The organism is Cellulosimicrobium cellulans, assembly GCF_016907755.1.
GTDB lineage: Bacteria > Actinomycetota > Actinomycetes > Actinomycetales > Cellulomonadaceae > Cellulosimicrobium > Cellulosimicrobium cellulans_D.
Genome location: NZ_JAFBCN010000001.1, coordinates 1104193 through 1122017 on the forward strand (window position 1 = coordinate 1104193; position 17825 = coordinate 1122017).

General features: G+C 74.8%; 15 protein-coding genes and 1 riboswitch. Of the genes, 11 read left to right on the plus strand and 4 right to left on the minus strand.

Going from position 1 to position 17825, the window contains the following annotated elements:
- Positions 1-18: 18 nt before the first annotated feature.
- Entirely contained in the window at positions 19-1053 is a 1035-nt protein-coding gene (locus JOE63_RS04770) for an EamA family transporter (RefSeq protein ID WP_204539562.1), read from the minus strand.
- Between the two features lie 89 nt (positions 1054-1142).
- Positions 1143-1604: a hypothetical protein gene (locus tag JOE63_RS04775; RefSeq protein WP_087470959.1), complete on the minus strand. Its 462-nt coding sequence runs from the start codon at positions 1602-1604 to the stop codon at positions 1143-1145.
- A gap of 229 nt (positions 1605-1833) precedes the next feature.
- Here JOE63_RS04775 and JOE63_RS04780 point away from each other — a divergent pair, with 229 nt between their 5' ends.
- The 5 genes from JOE63_RS04780 (at position 1834) to JOE63_RS04800 (ending at position 7587) form a co-directional block, all read left to right on the plus strand.
- Positions 1834-2730, plus strand: coding sequence for a LysR family transcriptional regulator (locus tag JOE63_RS04780; protein WP_204539565.1), 897 nt, complete (start codon positions 1834-1836; stop codon positions 2728-2730).
- A gap of 80 nt (positions 2731-2810) precedes the next feature.
- Entirely contained in the window at positions 2811-3389 is a 579-nt protein-coding gene (locus tag JOE63_RS04785; RefSeq protein WP_204539568.1) for a hypothetical protein, read from the plus strand.
- Between the two features lie 73 nt (positions 3390-3462).
- Entirely contained in the window at positions 3463-3849 is a 387-nt protein-coding gene (locus tag JOE63_RS04790) for a DUF1304 domain-containing protein (protein WP_087470962.1), read from the plus strand.
- A 109-nt stretch (positions 3850-3958) separates the two neighbouring features.
- Complete coding sequence (gene purL, locus JOE63_RS04795) at positions 3959-6322, plus strand: phosphoribosylformylglycinamidine synthase subunit PurL (protein WP_204539571.1); 2364 nt, start codon at positions 3959-3961, stop codon at positions 6320-6322.
- A 257-nt stretch (positions 6323-6579) separates the two neighbouring features.
- Positions 6580-7587 (plus strand): endonuclease/exonuclease/phosphatase family protein, encoded by a 1008-nt coding sequence (locus JOE63_RS04800; RefSeq protein ID WP_204539573.1) that lies wholly within the window; start codon positions 6580-6582, stop codon positions 7585-7587.
- A gap of 83 nt (positions 7588-7670) precedes the next feature.
- Here the strand turns inward: JOE63_RS04800 and JOE63_RS04805 are convergent, their stop codons facing one another.
- Together JOE63_RS04805 and JOE63_RS04810 are read right to left on the minus strand one after the other, a co-directional pair.
- Entirely contained in the window at positions 7671-10346 is a 2676-nt protein-coding gene (locus tag JOE63_RS04805) for an MMPL family transporter (protein ID WP_204539576.1), read from the minus strand.
- 89 nt (positions 10347-10435) lie between these two features.
- Complete coding sequence (locus JOE63_RS04810) at positions 10436-11146, minus strand: TetR/AcrR family transcriptional regulator (protein WP_307839934.1); 711 nt, start codon at positions 11144-11146, stop codon at positions 10436-10438.
- A 173-nt stretch (positions 11147-11319) separates the two neighbouring features.
- A riboswitch (SAM riboswitch) is annotated at positions 11320-11428 on the plus strand.
- Positions 11429-11774: 346 nt separating this feature from the next.
- Between JOE63_RS04810 and JOE63_RS04815 the strand changes: the two genes are divergently transcribed.
- The 6 genes from JOE63_RS04815 (at position 11775) to JOE63_RS04840 (ending at position 17772) form a co-directional block, all read left to right on the plus strand.
- Positions 11775-12929, plus strand: coding sequence for an LLM class flavin-dependent oxidoreductase (locus JOE63_RS04815; protein ID WP_087470966.1), 1155 nt, complete (start codon positions 11775-11777; stop codon positions 12927-12929).
- Between the two features lie 20 nt (positions 12930-12949).
- Positions 12950-14344 carry an NtaA/DmoA family FMN-dependent monooxygenase gene (locus JOE63_RS04820; RefSeq protein ID WP_204539579.1) on the plus strand — a complete coding sequence of 465 codons (1395 nt, stop codon included), beginning with the start codon at positions 12950-12952 and terminating at the stop codon, positions 14342-14344.
- 416 nt (positions 14345-14760) lie between these two features.
- Entirely contained in the window at positions 14761-15258 is a 498-nt protein-coding gene (locus JOE63_RS04825) for a DUF1684 domain-containing protein (protein WP_204539582.1), read from the plus strand.
- Positions 15255-15869: a GNAT family N-acetyltransferase gene (locus JOE63_RS04830; RefSeq protein WP_244286025.1), complete on the plus strand. Its 615-nt coding sequence runs from the start codon at positions 15255-15257 to the stop codon at positions 15867-15869. Before JOE63_RS04825 ends, JOE63_RS04830 begins: the two co-directional genes overlap by 4 nt.
- Positions 15866-16966, plus strand: coding sequence for an amino acid ABC transporter permease (locus tag JOE63_RS04835; RefSeq protein ID WP_087470969.1), 1101 nt, complete (start codon positions 15866-15868; stop codon positions 16964-16966). The genes JOE63_RS04830 and JOE63_RS04835 overlap by 4 nt, the downstream gene beginning before the upstream one ends.
- Positions 16963-17772, plus strand: a complete 810-nt coding sequence (locus JOE63_RS04840) for an amino acid ABC transporter ATP-binding protein (protein WP_087470970.1) — start codon at positions 16963-16965, stop codon at positions 17770-17772. Before JOE63_RS04835 ends, JOE63_RS04840 begins: the two co-directional genes overlap by 4 nt.
- Positions 17773-17825 lie beyond the last annotated feature (53 nt).

Below are 17825 nucleotides of genomic sequence, written 5' to 3' on the forward strand. Positions count from 1 at the left end.
CCCGGCCGCTGCCTCCTGTCAGCGCGAACGGGCGCGTGTCGCCTCCGGGCTGCCGAGCACGGGGTCGCTCCCCAGGTCGGCCGGCGGGTGGGGAGCGACCCCGGGCTCGGCGGACCCCGGGCGTGCGCTCGTGGCGTGACGTGGACGTCGGCGCAGCACGCCCGTCGTCGTCGCGACGCCCAGCAGGAGCACGACGCCGCCCAGCAGCTCGGCCGCGTTCGGCACCTCGTCGAGCACGACCCACGCGGCCAGCATCCCGACCGGCGGCACGAGCATCGTGAACGGCACGACCGCGGACGCCGGGTGCCGCGCGAGCAGCGTGTTCCAGATCCCGTAGCCCACGAGGCTCGCGAGCCACGCGGTGTACAGGGTCGACAGGACGGGCGCGAGCGTGAGGTGCGTGAGCGCGTGCCCGACGGCGTCGGGCCCGTCGAGCGCGAGCGACAGGCCCAGCATGGGGAGGGGCACGACGAGCGCCGACCACACGGTCATCGACAGCCCCTCCAGCCCGGGCCGCCGTGACGTCGAGCCCTGGTCCGCCGAGGGAAGGGCCTGGCGGCTCCCGGCGCGCCGGGCGACGACGTTCCCGACCGCCCACGACGCCGCGGCGGCGAGCGTCACGACGAACGCGAGCGCCGGCGTCGACGCGCTGCGACCCACGCCGACGACGACGAGCCCGGCGGCGCCGACCAGCACGCCGACGAGCTGCGACCGCGTCGGCACCTCGCGCAGCGTCGCGGCGGCGAACAGCACGGTGAGCCCGACCTGCGCCTGGAGCACGAGCGACGCGAGGCCGGCGGGCATGCCGAGCGCGAGCGCGGTGTAGAGGAGGCCGAACTGGCCGAGGCTCATGAACGCGCCGACGAGCAGCACGTCCCGCCACCGCGCGCGGGGTCGCGGGACGAGGAAGATCGCGGGGACGAGCACGACGAGGAAGCGCAGGGCGACGAAGAGCGTCGGCGGCATGTCACCGAGGCCGAGGTCGATGACGACGAAGTTCACGCCCCAGACGACGGCGACGAGGAGGGCGAGGAGGGACGAGCGCAGGGGCATGGGTACGAGGGTGCGCCTTCGGCATCGTGCACGTCCAGCGCACGGTCGTGCATGGTTCTCGGTGCGGATCGTGCAGGGTTGTCAGCGGTTCACGGGACCGGGCAGGAAGCCTGCACCGACACGCGCCGGTGCACGCGCCCGACCACGACGGCGCCCAGTCCGGCCGCCGCCGCCGCGAGGCCGTGCGGGGTCGTCTCGACGAGCCAGGCGGCGAGCAGGACCGTGAGGGCGCCGACCGCCGCGCACGGCCCGCAGCCGAGCGCCGACCGCCAGCTCTCGCCGCGGCGGGGGACGAAGGTCGCCAGCGTGCTCGCTCCGACGACGGCGGCGACCAGCACGACCGCGGTCCAGACCGGAGCCCGGAGCGGGTCCCAGCCGCCGCCGGCGACGACCAGCAGCGCGCCCACGGGCGCGGTGAGCGCTGCGGTGGCGACGGCGCGGCGCCGGTCGGGCCGGAGCCGCCCGCGGGGCGTGCCCCCAGGTTCTGTGCGCGCGGTCCCGGGGTCCCGCGGTCGCGGGTCGGCGACGGCGTCCTGGGCGGGTCGGGTCATGGTGCGCGCCTCCTGTCGAATACCCCTCCGGGTATTATGCCGGAACGGTCTGGGCGGCGGGAGCACCCCGCACCGACCCGCTCGTCGCCGGCTCGGGAACGAGGTCGCGCGCGCCGCGCTACCGTGGCGCGGTGAGCTCCGACCCCGCGCGCACCGGCCCCGCGGAGTGCGCCGCACCCGCCGTCCGGCAGCCCGCCCGCACGACCGCCGTCCGTCGTCGGGCCGCGCGATGATCGACCTCTCGGCCGTCGGCGCGCTCATCGCGATCGAGCGCACGGGGAGCGTCCACGGCGCCGCGCGCGACCTCGGGTACACGCCGTCCGCCGTCTCGCAGCAGGTCAAGCGCCTGGAGCGCGACCTCGGCGCGCGCCTGCTCGACCGCGAGGGGCGCGGGGTCGTCCTCACCGCCGCCGGCCGGCGCGTGGTGGACGAGGGCCGCGCGCTGCGCGAGCAGGTCGAGTCGCTGCGCGCCCGCCTGCACGACGCGGGCGCCCGGCCGACGGGGACCGTGCGCCTCGGGTCGTTCTCGACGGCGGTGCGCGGCGTCGTCGCGCCGCTCGTCGCACGGGTGCGCGACGACGTCCCCGACCTGCGGCTCGTCGTCGAGGAGGCTGAGCCGTGGGACGCCGTCGCGGCCGTCGCGGCGGGGACGCTCGACCTCGCGCTCGTCCACCACTGGGAGGGTGTCGGCCTCGCGCTGCCCCCGAGCCTGCGGGCCGAGGAGCTCTTCCGCGACGAGGCCGACGTGCTCGTGCACGCGTCGAGCCCCCTCGCCGGGAGGTCCACGCTCACGCCCGCCGACCTGCTCGACGAGACCTGGGTCTGCACGCCCGACGGCACCATCTGCTACGAGTGGTTCTGCCACATGTTCGCGCGCGAGCCGCGCGTCCCGCGCATCGACTTCCGGTGCCTCGAGTTCGCGTCGCAGGTCGAGGTCGTGGCGCAGGGCCTCGCCGTCGCGCTCGTCCCGCGGCTCGGTCGCGGCCCCCTGCCCGCCGACGTCGTCGCCGTGCCCGTGCGCGAGCCTGTCCCGACCCGTCCGGTGACGGTCGTGTGGCGCGCCACCATGACCGACGCCCCGGCGGTCCGCTACCTGCGCGAGCGGCTGCGCGCCGTCGCGCCGTGACGAGGAACTCCGGACGGCCCCGGGCCGTTGGACCCCGCGAGCCCGCCGGGCCGACCGCACCCGTCCGACGAAGGGACACGATGACCGAGCACGAGCCGACCCGCCGGTCCGCCGACCCGCGCACCGTGGCGATCGCGGGCCTGACGACCGTCGCCTGGTACGCCGTGCCCGACGTCGTGCGGCCGCGCTGGGCCCGCGCGCTCGCCAAGACGGTTGTCGCGACGACGGGAGCCGTGCTCACGGTGACCTCGACCGCGGAGGGGCGCGAGGCGCGCGAGGGCGTCCGGTCGCTGCGCGACGCCGCCCGCGCGGCGGGCACCGACGCCGACGGCCTCGACGTGGTGCCGAGCAGCAGGACGAGCACCCTGCCCGAGGCCGAGCCGGCGGACGACGCCGTGCGCGAGGACAACACGTACGCGCCGGACCGCGTCGAGCCGACGCAGGTCCCGCCCGGGGTCGTCGGAGCCGCCGCGGTCGGGGGAGTCGTGCTCGCGACGGCGCTCGCCGTCGCGGGGGAGAAGTGGGCCTACCGCCGGGGCGAGCGGTTGCGCGCCCGGGGCGTGCGCCTGCCGCACGCACGCGTCGGGCTCGCGCTCAGCGCGCTCGCCGTGGCGCTCGCGGCGGCGGAGCCCTACCTGTGGAACGCTGAGGACCGCTGAGGCAGCGACCCGGGCCGGCCCACCGGCGTGAGGTCGTGCACCGTGCGGCCTCGCGGACCGGGAGGGGCCGACCGTGATCGGGTTCGGGCTGGCGCTCGCAGGGGTCGCCGCGGCGATCCACGTGTACATCTTCGTCATGGAGTCGCTCACGTGGACGAGCGCGCGCACTCGCGCGACGTTCGGCACGTCGCGCGAGGAGGCGGAGGCGACCCGGGAGCTCGCGTTCAACCAGGGCTTCTACAACCTGTTCCTCGCGGTGCTCGTCGTGCTCGGGATCGTCCTGTACGCGACGGACCGGCAGGACGTGGGCCTCACGCTCGTCGTCGCGGGCGCCGGGTCGATGGTCGCCGCCGGGCTCGTCCTGATCCTCTCGTCGCCGTCGAAGGCGCGCGCCGCGCTGGTGCAGCTCGTCCCGCCGCTGCTCGGGGTCGTCGGGGTCGTCGTCGGCCTCGTCGCCTGACGGCACCCGACCGGAGGGCGGACGGGGCCACGACGTCCGGCGACCCGCCGGTAGACTGGGCCCCGCGCCGTCGTGCGCTCCCCGCATCAGCGCCCACCCGAGGGAAACGATGACCGCCCCCGCACCCCAGGCTTCCGCACGCTCTGACGCTCGACCGACGCTGGACACCGTCGAGCACGCCGCCGCCACCCCCGACGAGGACCAGCCGTACGCCGAGCTCGGCCTCAAGCCCGACGAGTACCAGCGCATCCGCGACATCCTGGGGCGCCGCCCCACGGCCGCGGAGCTCGCGATGTACTCGGTCATGTGGTCCGAGCACTGCTCGTACAAGTCGTCCAAGGTGCACCTGTCGAAGTTCGGCACGGCCACGACGGACGAGATGAAGAAGCACCTGCTCGTCGGCATCGGCGAGAACGCGGGCGTCGTCGACATCGGTGACGGCTGGGCCGTGACGTTCAAGGTCGAGTCGCACAACCACCCGTCGTTCGTCGAGCCCTACCAGGGCGCCGCGACGGGCGTCGGCGGCATCGTGCGCGACATCATCTCGATGGGCGCGCGCCCCGTCGCCGTCATGGACCAGCTCCGCTTCGGCGCGGTCGACCACCCGGACACGGCGCGCGTCGTGCACGGCGTCGTGAGCGGCGTCGGCGGCTACGGCAACAGCCTGGGCCTGCCGAACATCGGCGGCGAGCTCGTGTTCGACGCCTCGTACCAGGGCAACCCGCTCGTCAACGCGCTGTGCCTCGGCGTGCTGCGCCACGAGGACATCCACCTCGCCAACGCGTCGGGCGTGGGCAACAAGGTCGTGCTGTTCGGCGCCCGCACGGGCGGCGACGGCATCGGCGGCGCCTCGATCCTCGCCTCGGAGACGTTCGAGGACGGCGTCCCCGCCAAGCGCCCGAGCGTCCAGGTGGGCGACCCCTTCATGGAGAAGGTCCTCATCGAGTGCTGCCTCGAGCTCTACGCGGCGAAGGTCGTCGAGGGCATCCAGGACCTCGGCGCGGCCGGCATCTCCTGCGCGACGTCGGAGCTCGCCTCCAACGGCGACGGCGGCATGCACGTGTGGCTCGACGACGTCCTGCTGCGCGACCCCACGCTCAACGCGGGCGAGATCCTCATGTCCGAGTCGCAGGAGCGCATGATGGCGGTCGTCGCGCCGGACAAGCTCGACGAGTTCCTCGCGATCACGAGCAAGTGGGACGTCGAGACCGCCGTGATCGGCGAGGTCAACGACTCGGGCCGCCTGACGATCGACCACCACGGCGAGCGCATCGTCGACGTCGACCCCCGGACGGTCGCGCACGAGGGCCCGGTGTACCACCGCCCGTACGCGCGCCCGTCGTGGCAGGACGGGCTCAACGCCCGCACCGTGGACGCCGACGCGCTCGCCCGTCCCGAGACCGGCGACGAGCTCCGCGCGACGGCCCTGCGCCTCCTCGCGTCGCCGAACCTCGCGTCGAAGGAGTGGGTGACCAACCAGTACGACCGGTTCGTCCAGGGCAACACCGCGCTCGCGCAGCCCGACGACTCCGGTGTGATCCGCGTCGACGAGAGCACGGGCCTCGGCGTCGCGCTCGCGACCGACGCCAACGGCCGCTACGGCAAGCTCGACCCGCGCACGGGCGCGCGCCTCGCGCTCGCCGAGGCGTACCGCAACGTCGCGACGACGGGCGCTCGCCCGCTCGCCGTGACCGACTGCCTCAACTTCGGCTCGCCCGAGGACCCGGACTCGATGTGGCAGCTCGTCGAGGCGATCGAGGGCCTCGCGGACGCGTGCCGCGAGCTCGGCGTCCCCGTCACGGGCGGCAACGTCTCGCTCTACAACGGGACCGGCGAGCCGGGGCAGATCGACTCCTCCATCCACCCGACCCCGGTCGTGGGCGTGCTCGGCGTGCTCGACGACGTCGCGCACGCGACGCCGTCGGGCTGGCGCGAGACGGGCGAGAGCATCTACCTGCTCGGCACGACGCGCCCCGAGCTCGACGGGTCGGCGTGGGCCGAGGTCGAGCACGGGCACCTCGGCGGCCTCCCGCCGCAGGTCGACCTCGCGGCCGAGAAGGCGCTCGCCGGCGTGCTCGTCAACGCGAGCCGCGACGACCTCGTGTCGGCCGCGCACGACCTCTCCGAGGGCGGGCTCGCGCAGGCGCTCCTCGAGGCGTCGCTGCGCTTCGGCGTCGGCGCCACGGTGTCGCTCGACGCGCTGACCGAGCGCGACGGCGTCACCCCGTTCGAGGCGCTGTTCTCCGAGTCGACGGCGCGCGCGCTCGTCGCCGTCCCCCGCGGCGAGGAGTCCAAGCTCGTCGACGCGTGCGTCGCGCGCGGCGTCCCCGTCCTGAAGATCGGCGAGACGGGCACCGAGCCCGGTGCGGCCGCCGAGTCGGGCGAGGCGCTCGAGGTCGCGGGCCTGTTCACCGTCGCGCTCAGCGAGGCGGACGCGGCCTTCCGCGGCACGCTGCCGGCCATCTTCGTCTGACACCCGCTCCACCGACGCCCCGGTCACCGCACAGGTGACCGGGGCGTCGTCGTCTCCTGACCTGCCGCCGCTCGCGCCGGGCCGCCGAGCACGACCCTGCGCGCGGTCGATCACGGGGTTGCCGTCGGAAAGAGCCCGAGAACGACAGCAACGTCGTGTTCGGCGGGTCTCGGGCGACGGGTGGGTTCGGTGGAGATCGATGGGCGAGGTGGTGCGGCGGGTCGTCGCGTGCGCGGCGACGCTGCGAGAGTCCGGGGATGACCTCGGCGACCACGAGCCTCCCGCCCGCGCGCGTCACCGCCCGACGGCGGCCCGGCGGTCCGGTGCTCACGGTGCTGCTCTCCGTCGGGACCGTGGTGGGCGTCCTGCTCACGGTCGTGCGCGCGGTGCCGTACGACGCGGTGACACCGTTCGCGCAGGTCGTCGGGTTCACGCCGTTCGTCGCGGCGGCTGCCGTCGTCGGTCTCGTGGTCACGCTCGTCGCGCGCCGGTGGGTCCTCGCGGCGCTGCTCGCGGTGTGCGTCGCCGCGCAGGCGGTGTGGCTCGTGCCGGCGTTCGTGCCCGGTCCGGCGCCGCCCGACGACGCGGCCTCCGTGCGTGTGATGGGCGCCAACGCGTGGCTCGGGTCGGCGGACGCGGACGCGCTGGTCGACCTCGTCCGCGAGCAGGACGTCCAGGTGCTCGCCGTGCTGGAGCTGACGACAGACCTGCGCGAGCGCCTCGTCGCGGCGGGCATCGAGGACGTGCTCCCGTACAGCGCCGACGCGAAGGTCGGGTCCGGGGCGCTCGGCAGCGGGCTGTGGAGCGCGCTGCCGCTCGACGACGTCGACGTCGAGCCGTTCTCCAACGACGCGATGCCCTCCGCGACCGTCGAGGTCGACGGCGTGCCGGTGCGGGTCACCGCCGTGCACCCGATCCCGCCGATCCCGGAGTACGTGCGCGTCTGGGGCGAGGAGACCGCCGCGCTGGCCGAGCGGGCGACCGCGGACCCGCTCCCGCAGGTGCTCGTCGGCGACTTCAACGCGACCCACGACCACGCGACGTTCCGCCGCCTGCTGGGCGACCGTTTCCACGACGCGTCGCGCGCGTCGGGGAGCGGGCTCGACCTGTCGTGGTCGCCGCGGCCGGGCACCGTCCCGCCGGTCCTGAACCTCGACCACGTGGTGACGGACCGCGAGAACGTCGTGACCGACGTCGGCTCCCTGCGCGTGCCCGGCAGCGACCACCGCGCGATCGTCGCGACGGTCCACGTGCCCCGCCCCTGACGCCGAACCCGGGGTTCCGCGCCACCGAGCAGACTCGGTGACGCGGAACCCCGGGTTCGGCGCCGGGGGGTGACGTGGAGCGTTCAGCCGCGCGCGGGCTCCGGCTCGGTCGCTCCAGGGTCGGTCGTGGCACTGCCCGCGTCGTCCGCGCCGGCATCCCCGTCGGGGTGGTGCGGGTGGCGGCGCTCCAGGGCGGCGCCCTCGACGTCGACGTCGGGGAGGATGCGGTCGAGCCAGCGGGGGAGCCACCAGGCCTTGTCGCCCACGAGGTGCATGAGCGCCGGGACGAGCAGCATCCGCACGACGAACGCGTCGACCAGCACGCCGAACGCGAGCGCGAACCCGATGGGCCGGATCATCGCGCTGTGCGAGAAGACGAACCCGCCGAAGACGGAGATCATGATGATCGCCGCCGCGGTCACGACGGACCGGCCCGCGCGCAGGCCCTGCGTGATCGCGACGCGCGCCGGGGCGCCGTGCGCGTACGCCTCGCGCATCCCCGAACCGAGGAAGAGCTGGTAGTCCATCGCGAGGCCGAACAGGATGCCGACGAGGATCGTGGGCAGGAAGTTGAGGATCGGTCCCGGCGTCTCGACGCCGAACACCCCCGACAGCCAGCCCCACTGGTAGATCGCGACGACCCCGCCGAGCGCGGCGAAGTAGGACAGGATGAACCCGAGCGTCGCGACGACCGGCACGAAGACCGACCGGAACACCAGCACGAGGATGACGAGCGACAGCCCCACCACGACCGCGAGGTAGATCGGCAGCGCCTGCGCGAGCTTGTCGGAGATGTCGATGTTGCCGCTCGCCGAGCCCGCGACTCCCAGGGACGCCTTGCCGTCGGGCGCCTCGACGTCGCGCAGCGCGTGGACGAGGGCCTCGGTCGACTCGCTCGTGGGCCCTTCGGCGGGGATCACCTGGAACGCGGCGACCGTGCGGTCCGCGGAGGTCCCGATCGGGGCGACCGCGACGACGTCGTCGAGCGCGAAGAGCGACCGGGCGACCTGCACCTGGTACTCCAGCGCCTCCGCCTCCGTGGGCTCGCCCGGGAGGTCGGCGACGACGAGCAGCGGCCCGTTGGTTCCCTCGCCGAACTGCTCCGCGATCGTCGAGTAGGCGCGGTACTGCGTGGAGTCGTGCGCCTCCGACGACCCGTCGGGCAGGTTGGTGCGCAGGTCGAGCGCGGGGAGGGCGATCACCCCGAGCGCCACGACGGCGAGCAGCGCCGTGCCCACCGCGCGCAGCGTCGACATCGGGCGGACGGGCTTGGTCCCGTCCGGGGCGGTCGTGCCCGACGACGCGGTGTCGGCCGCCGTGTCCGTCTCGCCCGGGGCTGCACCCGCGGCACCGGCGAGCGCGGCGCGCTCCCGGCGGCTGAGGATGCGCGTCCCGATCATGCTCAGCAGGGCGGGCGTCAGCGTGACGGCGATGAGCACGGCGATCGCGACGCACAGCGCGCCGACGGTCCCCATGAGGCCGAGGAAGGGGATGCCGGTGACGTTGAGCGCGAGGAGCGCGATGAGCACCGTGGCGCCGGCGAACACGACCGCGTTGCCCGACGTGCCGTTCGCGAGCGCGATCGACTCCAGCACCTCGTCGCCCTGCTTGAGCTGGCGTCGGTGCCGGTTGACGATGAACAGCGAGTAGTCGATCCCGACCGCGAGCCCGAGCATGAGGCCGAGCACGGGGGTCACCGACGACATCTCGACGACGCCGGAGAGCGACATCGCGGCGAGCGCGCCGATCCCGACCCCGATGAGGGCCGTGAGGATCGGCAGCCCCGCGCCGACGAGCGTGCCGAGCATGACGACCAGCACGACCGCCGCGACGACGAGGCCGATCGCCTCGCCCACGCCGAAGACCTGGGGGACGCCCTGCGTGATGTCGGACGAGAAGTCCGTCTGGACACCCTCGACCGGGTCGTCGGTGAAGGCCGCGACGAGGTCGTCCTTGGTCTGCTGCTCGATGCTCATGTTCGGCTCGGTGAACGCGACGCTCGCGACGGCGGCGCTCCCGTCCTCGGACACCATGCGGATCTCCGACGCCATCTCGAGCAGCGGCGCCGAGGCCTCGAGCTGCGCGGACTGCTCCTCGAGCGTCGTGCTCTGGTCCTCCAGCGCGGTCACCTGCTTGTCGAGCGCCGCGGCCTGGGCGTCGAGCTCGGCGCGCCCGGCGTCGAGCTCGGCCTGCTGCGCGTCGAGCTGGGGCGCCGCCTGGTCGAGCGCGCCCGCGGCCTCTGCCTGCGCGCGCGCCGCGTCGAGCTGGGTCTGGCCCTGGTCGAGCTGGGTCAGCGCGGCGTCGATCTGCTCCTGGCCCGCGGCGAGCTGCGTGCGACCGTCCTCGATCTGCGTGCGCCCGGCCTCGATCTGGGTGCGGCCGTCCTCGACCTGCTGACGCTGGTCCGCGAGCTCGGCCTGCGTGGCGAACGGGTCGACGGCCGTCTCGACGCCGTCGACGTCCTCGGCCGCGGCGAGGCGGTCGGAGATCTCCGCCTCCTGCTCGGGCGTGAACGCGGAGCCGTCCTCCGTGACGAAGACGACGGTGCCGCTCCCGCCCGACGCCTCCGGGAGCGCCGTCTGCAGGCGCTCGGTGACCTCGGCGGTCGGTGTGCCGGGGATGGAGAAGCTGCTCGCGAGCGAGCCGCCGAACGCGACGAACGCCGCCCCGGCGAGCACGAGCACCGCGAGCCACGCGGCGAGGACGGTCCGCGCGCGGCGCGCGCTGGCACGCCCGAGGCGGTAGAGGAGTTCAGCCATGAGGGTCCTTCGGTGGGGAGTCCGGGGTGGTCCGGTGGGCGGTGCGGCGTGCGGTCCGGTGGCGGTCGGGGAGGTGAGGGCGGGAGGCGTCAGGCGGGGAGCTCCCAGCCTGAGCGCATGCGCGCGACGAGACGGTCGAGGAGGTCCGCCCACACGCGGCGCGAGGCGTCGTCGTCGGCGGCGCCGGTCGCGGCCCACCAGCGGCGCTGGATCACCAGGACCCCGGCCATGAGCGCGCCGACGAGCATCTCGATCTCGAGCGGGTCGACGTCGGGGTGCCGCCGCGTGGTCTCGGCGACCAGACGCTCGGCGAGGTGGGTGAACGTGCGCACGACCATCGTCGTGACGCGCGGGGTGGGCTCGGTCGCGGTGCCGCCGAGGGCGCGCGTGAGGTAGGCCATCGGGCCGACGAGGTCGGTGCCGCGGAGCGCGGCGGTGAGGTCGTCGAGCGGGGTCGTGCGGTCGGTGCCGGGGTCCGCGGCGCTCGCCCCGAGCGCGTCGACCACGGTGCCCAGCACGTCCTCGCACACCTCGACCACCACGTCGTCGAGCGACGCGAAGTGGTTGAAGATCGTGCGCCGCGCGACGTCGGCGCGTGCGGCCAGCTCGTCGACCGTGAACCGGGCGCCCCCGTTCTCCTCCATGAGCGACGCGGCGGCGTCGACGATCGCGCGGCGGTGCCGCGCACGCAGCGCGGCGCGGCGATCGGTCGCGGGGCCGGTCGCGGGGTCGCTCCCGGAGTCGGTCGCGGGGTCGGGCGCGGGCACACCCGGCGGCTCGGTCGCGGAGGGGAGGGGCACCTCTTGACACTAAGTGCATCGATGCACTCAGTGCAAATAGCGCTCCGAACCAGCTCAAAGTCGACCGATCCAGTCCAGTATGTGGGAAGGTCTCCTCGGCGCGTTGACACCCCGCGGTGGCCGCTCGTAAGTTCCCGCGCAACCGAGGTCGACGTACCCCGGTCACAGGACATGGTCATGAGTTCCGACGCCAAGCCCCGGCTCGTCGGACGGCAACCCTCCCGCGCGGTGGGGTGCCCCGGGTGAGGACCAGGTCCCGCGTCGCGCAGACACGCGCGGTGCGGGGCAACGACGCGGAGCCCGGCGACGGGCACGAAGGAGACGGACGATGGACCGGCGAGAGTCGAGCACCGCGGTGAGCACCGCGCACGCGTCGACGTACCCCTGTCCGTTCGCGGGCGGCCCTGGCGCCCCCGCCCTCGGGGCCACGGGTCCCGCGCGCGTCGCCTGTTGTCGCTGACGACGACCCGCCTCTGACACCCCGCGCCACCCGCGCGCGGTCCGGGTCCCTCCCGGCTTCCCCAGCCCCGTCCTGCCGCCCGCGCGCGGCCGGACCGCCCTGCCCACCTTCCGGCACCCCGCCGCGCCCTGAGCGCGCCGTCGGCTCAACTGAGAACGGATCCTCGCGATGTCCGACCCCCGCCCCGCCCGCACCCTCCACCTCGGCGTCGACCTCACCGACGCCGGCGCGCACCCCGCCGCCTGGCGGACCGTGGGCTCCCAGGCCCAGCGCCTCTTCGACGCCAAGCGCCTCGTCGAGCTCGTGGCCACCGCCCAGCGCGGCCTGCTCGACCTGGTCACCCTCGACGACGCCTTCACGCTCCAGCCGGGCCGCAACGGGTCCGTGCGCGGCCGGCTCGACGCCGCGCTCGTCGCGTCCCGCCTCGCGCCGCGCAGCGCGGGCATCGGCCTCGTCCCGACGGTCACCACGACCCACACCGAGCCGTTCCACGTGTCCAAGGCGATCGCGACGATCGACCACGTGAGCGCGGGCCGCGCCGGGTGGCAGGTCGGGTGGTCGACGACGCCGGCCGAGGCCGCCGCGTTCGGGCGCAAGGGCGCGCAGGACGAGCCCGACGCCGTCGCCGAGGCGGACGAGGCCGTCGAGGTCGTCACGCGCCTCTGGGACTCGTGGGAGGACGACGCCGAGATCCGCGACGTCGCGACGGGCCGGTTCGTGGACCGCGAGAAGCTGCACTACGTCGACCACGAGGGCATCCGCTTCGCCGTCAAGGGGCCGTCGATCACGCCGCGCCCGCCGCAGGGCCAGCCGCCCGTCGTCGTCCGGGCGGACACGCCCGCGTCGCTCGACCTCGCGGCCCGCCGGGCCGACGTCGTCCGGGTCCGCGCCGCGACCCGCGACGAGGCCGTCGCGCTCCGGTCGCAGGTGCGCGACGCGGCCGCGGACGCCGGGCGCGACCCCGACACCCTCCGGGTCCTCGTCGACGCCTACGTCGTCATCGGCGACACCCGTGCGAGCGCCCAGGCGCGCCTCGACCTGCTCGAGGACCTCGAGGGCGTCTCGTGGGACACCGACTCGCTCACGCACGTCGGCACGGCGCGCGACCTCGCCGTCACGGTCGAGGAGTGGACGCACGCCGGCGCGGCCGACGGGTTCCTCCTGCGCCCGTCGTCCCTGAGCACCGACCTCGACGCGATCGTCGACGGCGTGGTGCCGCTCCTCCAGGGGGCCGGCCTGTTCCGCACGGCCTACCCCGGGACGACGCTGCGCGACACGCTCGGCCTCCCGCTCCCCGCCAACCGCTACGCGGCGATCGCCTGAACCCGGACGGACCGACGAACATGAGCACGCGCCCCCGCAAGCAGATCCACCTCGGCGCCCACTTCCCGGGCGTCAACAACACCACCGTCTGGAGCGACCCCCGCTCGCGCAGCCAGATCGACTTCGCTTCGTTCGAGCACCTCGCCCGCCGCGCCGAGGACGCGAAGCTCGACTTCTTCTTCCTCGCCGAGGGCCTGCGCCTGCGCGAGCACAAGGGCCGCATCCACGACCTCGACGTCGTGGGCCGCCCCGACACGCTGCCCGTCCTCGGCGCGCTCGCGGCCGTCACGGACCGCCTCGGCCTCGCGGGCACGATCAACACGACGTTCAACGAGCCGTGGGAGCTCGCGAAGCAGTTCGCGACGCTCGACCTGCTCTCCGAGGGTCGCGCGGCGTGGAACCTCGTGACGAGCCCCGACGCCTTCACGGGCGCCAACTTCCGCCGCGGCGGGTACCTGCCCTACCCCGAGCGGTACGCGCGTGCGGCGGAGGTCGTCGAGGTCGCACGCGCCCTGTGGGACTCGTGGGACGACGACGCGGTGCTGGCCGACCGGATCGCGGGCGAGTTCCTGCGCCCCGGGTCGGTGCGGCCGGTCGCGCACCACGGGACGTACGCGGACGTCGTCGGGCTGTTCGAGACGCCGCGCGGACCGCAGGGTCACCCGGTCCTGTTCCAGGCGGGCGACTCCGCCGACGGCCGCGACTTCGCCGCCCGGACCGCCGACGTCGTGTTCTCCGCCCACTCGACGTTCGACGCCGGGCGCGCGTTCTACGAGGACGTCAAGGGGCGCCTCGCCGCCCACGGGCGCGACCGCGACTCCCTGAAGATCCTGCCCGCGACCGTCGTCGTGCTGGGCGACACGCCCGCCGAGGCGGAGGAGCGCGCGCGGGAGATCCGGCTCCAGCAGGTCTCGGGTCCGACGGCGATCGCGTTCCTCGAGCAGGTCTGGGGCCGCGACCTCGAGGCGTACGACCCCGAGGGGCCGCTGCCCGACGTGGACCCCGACACGGAGAACCTGTCGATCACGCGGGGCCGCGTGCGGCACGCGAAGGACCCGGCGGCGGTCGCCGCGGCGTGGCGCGAGCAGGCCGAGGCGAACGGGTGGTCGATCCGCGAGCTCGTCCTCCAGGTGACGTCGCGCGGCGGGTTCGTCGGCACGCCCCAGCAGGTCGCGGACGACATCGACCGGCACGTCCAGGAGGACGCGTCCGACGGCTTCATCCTCGTGCCGCACCTCACGCCGGGCGGGCTCGACGACGTCTTCGACCGCGTCGTCCCGCTGCTCCAGGAGCGCGGGTCGTTCCGCACCGAGTACGAGGGCACGACCCTGCGCGAGCACCTCGGTCTCGTCCGGCCCGACGCCGCGCAGCGCACCGCCGACCCCGAGCCGGCGTCCGCCGAGCTCGTGGGCTGACCGCAGCCCGCCCGCAACCGTCCCGCAGATCTGCACCGCACCGACCTCGGAGGACCCATGAGCACGAGCACGCCGACCGCCACGGGCGCCGTGGCCACCGCGCCCACCACCACCGGCACGCCCGACGCCGCCGTGTCGCCCGCGTCGCCCCCGTCGCCCGACGCCTCCGCGTGGGCCGACTGGCACGCCGAGCGTGAGGAGGGGCTGCGCCCGCCGCACGGCTGGCTGAGCCTCGTCGCGTACCACTGGCTGCCCTCCGAGCCCGCCGCGCTGCCCGGGGTGCCCGGGCTCTGGTGGGCCGACGCCGACGGCGCGCACCACCGCGCGGGCACGGACGGCGCCGTGCGCACGGCGGCGGGTGCGGACGCCACGACGGTCGTCGTCCCGGCGAGACACGGGAGGTCGCGATCGAGGTCGTGCGCCGCACGGGCCGGTACGCGGTCCGCGTGCGCGACCCGCTCGCGCCCGCGCGGCTCGCGTTCGACGGCGTCCCGACGTTCGCCGACGACCCCGCCTGGGTCGTGGACGCGGCGGTGCGGTGGTACGACGCGCCGCGGCCCGTCGTCGTCGGCGCCGCGCGCCCCGGGCTGGTGCACCACGTGAGCACGGTCGGCGAGGTCGACCTCGTGGTCGAGCGCGACGGGGTCGCCCATCGCGCGACGCTCGTCCTCACGGGCAAGGCCGGCGGCGCGGTGACGCTGCTCTTCAGCGACGAGGCGGACGACGTCGCGCCCTGGCGCGTCCTGTGGGTGGACGCCGACGTGGCGCCCGGCACCGAGGGGCGCGTGCGGCTCGACCTCAACCGCACGATCAACCTCCCGTACGCGTTCAGCGACTTCGGGACGTGCCCGGCGCCGGTCGAGGGCAACCACGTGCCGTTCGCCGTCACCGCAGGCGAGAGGGCACCCCGGTGACCGCGGTCGCGGCGCGCCCGGCGGCGCCGGGAGCGACGGGGTCGGGCGCGGTGGTGCGCGAGGTCCGGTCCGTCGCCATGCACGACCCGCTCGTCCGCCCCCTCCTCGACGAGCTGTCCCACGAGTACTGGACGCGGTACCAGCGCGTGCTCACCGCGGACGAGCTCCGCGCCGAGATGGAGCACTACCCCGCGCAGGACTTCGCGGCGCCGCACGGCGAGCTCGTGCTGGTGCTGGAGGACGGCGAGCCGGTCGCGGGCGGCGCGTTCCGCCGTCGGACCGAGCCGGAGCTCGGCGACCCCGCACGCCTCGCCCGGCAGTCCGCACGGCGCGGCGACGGGTCGCCCGCCGTGCGGACCGCCGAGCTCAAGCGGATCTGGACGCACTCGGCGCACCGGCGCCAGGGCCTGGCGCGCGTCGTGCTGGTGGAGCTGGAGCGCCGCGCGGTCGAGCGCGGGTACCGGCGTCTCTACCTGACGACCGGTCCGCGGCAGCCCGAGGCGGCAGGCCTCTACCTCGCGACGGGCTACACGCCCCTGTTCGACACCGGGACCGATCCCGAGGAGATCGGCCCGCTCGCCTTCGAGAAGTGGTTGGAGGTCGCGCCATGAGCACCGTGTCGCTCCCGCAGGACGAGTCCCGCCAGCTCGCGCCGCCGTCGGGCCGGCACCCCGCCGACCCGCGCGCCGGCTCGCACGGGGTCCACGACGCGCTCCCGCTCGAGAGCCTGCGCATCGTCCCCGCCCGGCACCCGGGCCGCTGGGTCGCCACGGCCGGCGTCGCGGTGCTGCTCGCGATGGTCGTCAGCTCGCTCGTGACGAACGACCGCTGGGAGTGGGACGTCGTCGCGACGTACCTCACCTGGCCCTCGATCCTCGAGGGCGCGTGGGCCACGATCCGGCTCACGCTCGTCGCGTCGGTCGTCGGGTTCGCGCTCGGCACCGTCCTCGCGCTCATGCGTCTGTCGCGCTCACCGCTCCTGCAGTCGGTGTCGTGGACGTACACGTGGGTGTTCCGGTCCGTGCCGCTGCTGCTGCAGCTCCTGCTCTGGTACAACCTCGCCTACCTGTACCCGTACCTGAGCGTCGGCATCCCCTTCGGGCCCGAGTTCCTGTACTTCGACACGCTGTCCGTGATCGACAAGTTCTGGGCCGCGATCCTCGGCCTCGGACTCTCGCAGGCCGCGTACTCGGCGGAGATCGTGCGCGCCGGGATCCTCTCGGTCGACCAGGGGCAGCAGGAGGCGGCGGCCTCGCTCGGCATCCCCAAGCGGCGCCAGGTGAGCCGCATCATCCTGCCGCAGGCGATGCGCTCCATCATCCCCACCGCCGTCAACGAGGTGATCGGGCTCCTCAAGGGCACGTCGATCGTCTACGTCCTCGCGTACGGCGAGCTGTTCTACATCGTGAGCGTCATCTACGGCCGCAACGGCCGCGTCGTGCCGCTGCTCATCGTCGCGTCGATCTGGTACCTCGTGCTGACGACGCTCATCACGGTCGTCCAGTACTACGTCGAGCGGCACTACGCGAAGGGCGCGGTGCGCACGCTGCCACCGACGCCGGTGCAGAAGGCGCGCTGGACGGTCCTGGTCTGGGCGTCGCGGCTCTCCGGCCGGCCGGTGCCCGACTCCGTCCCGCCCGCGTACGCGGCCCGCGCCCGCGTGGGCGTGCTGACGCGCACCGCGCGCACGTCGGGAGGTGCGGCATGAGCGCCGTCGGCGCGACCACCGCCGTCGCGCCCACCGACGTGGCGACCGCCGGGCTCGTCGAGATCCACGGCGTCCACAAGAGCTTCGGCACGCTCGAGGTGCTGCGCGACGTGTCGCTCACCGTGCCGCCCGGGTCGGTGACGGTCGTGCTCGGCCCGTCCGGTTCGGGCAAGTCGACGCTGCTGCGCGCGATCAACCATCTGGAGAAGGTCGACAAGGGGTTCATCTCGCTCGACGGAGAGCTCATCGGGTACCGCCGCAAGGGGAACACCCTGCGCGAGCTCAAGGAGCGCGAGATCCTCGGCCAGCGCACGCAGATCGGGTTCGTGTTCCAGAGCTTCAACCTGTTCCCGCACCTCACCGCGCTGGAGAACGTCGTCGAGGCCCCGGTCTCGGCGCAGCGCCGCCGCCGCGAGGACGTCGAGCCCGAGGCCCGGGCGCTGCTCGAGCGCGTCGGGCTCGCGGACAAGGCCGACGCGCGGCCGCGCCAGCTCTCCGGCGGCCAGCAGCAGCGCGTCGCCATCGCCCGCGCGCTCGCCTTGCGGCCCAAGGTGCTGCTGTTCGACGAGCCCACCTCGGCGCTCGACCCCGAGCTGGTCGGGGAGGTGCTCGAGGTGATCAAGGACGTCGCGAGCACGGGCACGACGCTCGTCGTCGTCACGCACGAGATCGGCTTCGCCCGCGAGGTCGCCGACACCGTCGTCTTCATGGACGACGGGGTCGTCGTGGAGCAGGGCACGCCCGCCGAGGTGCTCGACCGCCCGCGTCACGACCGCACCCGGGCCTTCCTCCAGAAGGTCCTCTGACCCGGGGCGGACCGGGGTCCACGACCTCGCGCACCGCCCCCGCCACCGCTTCC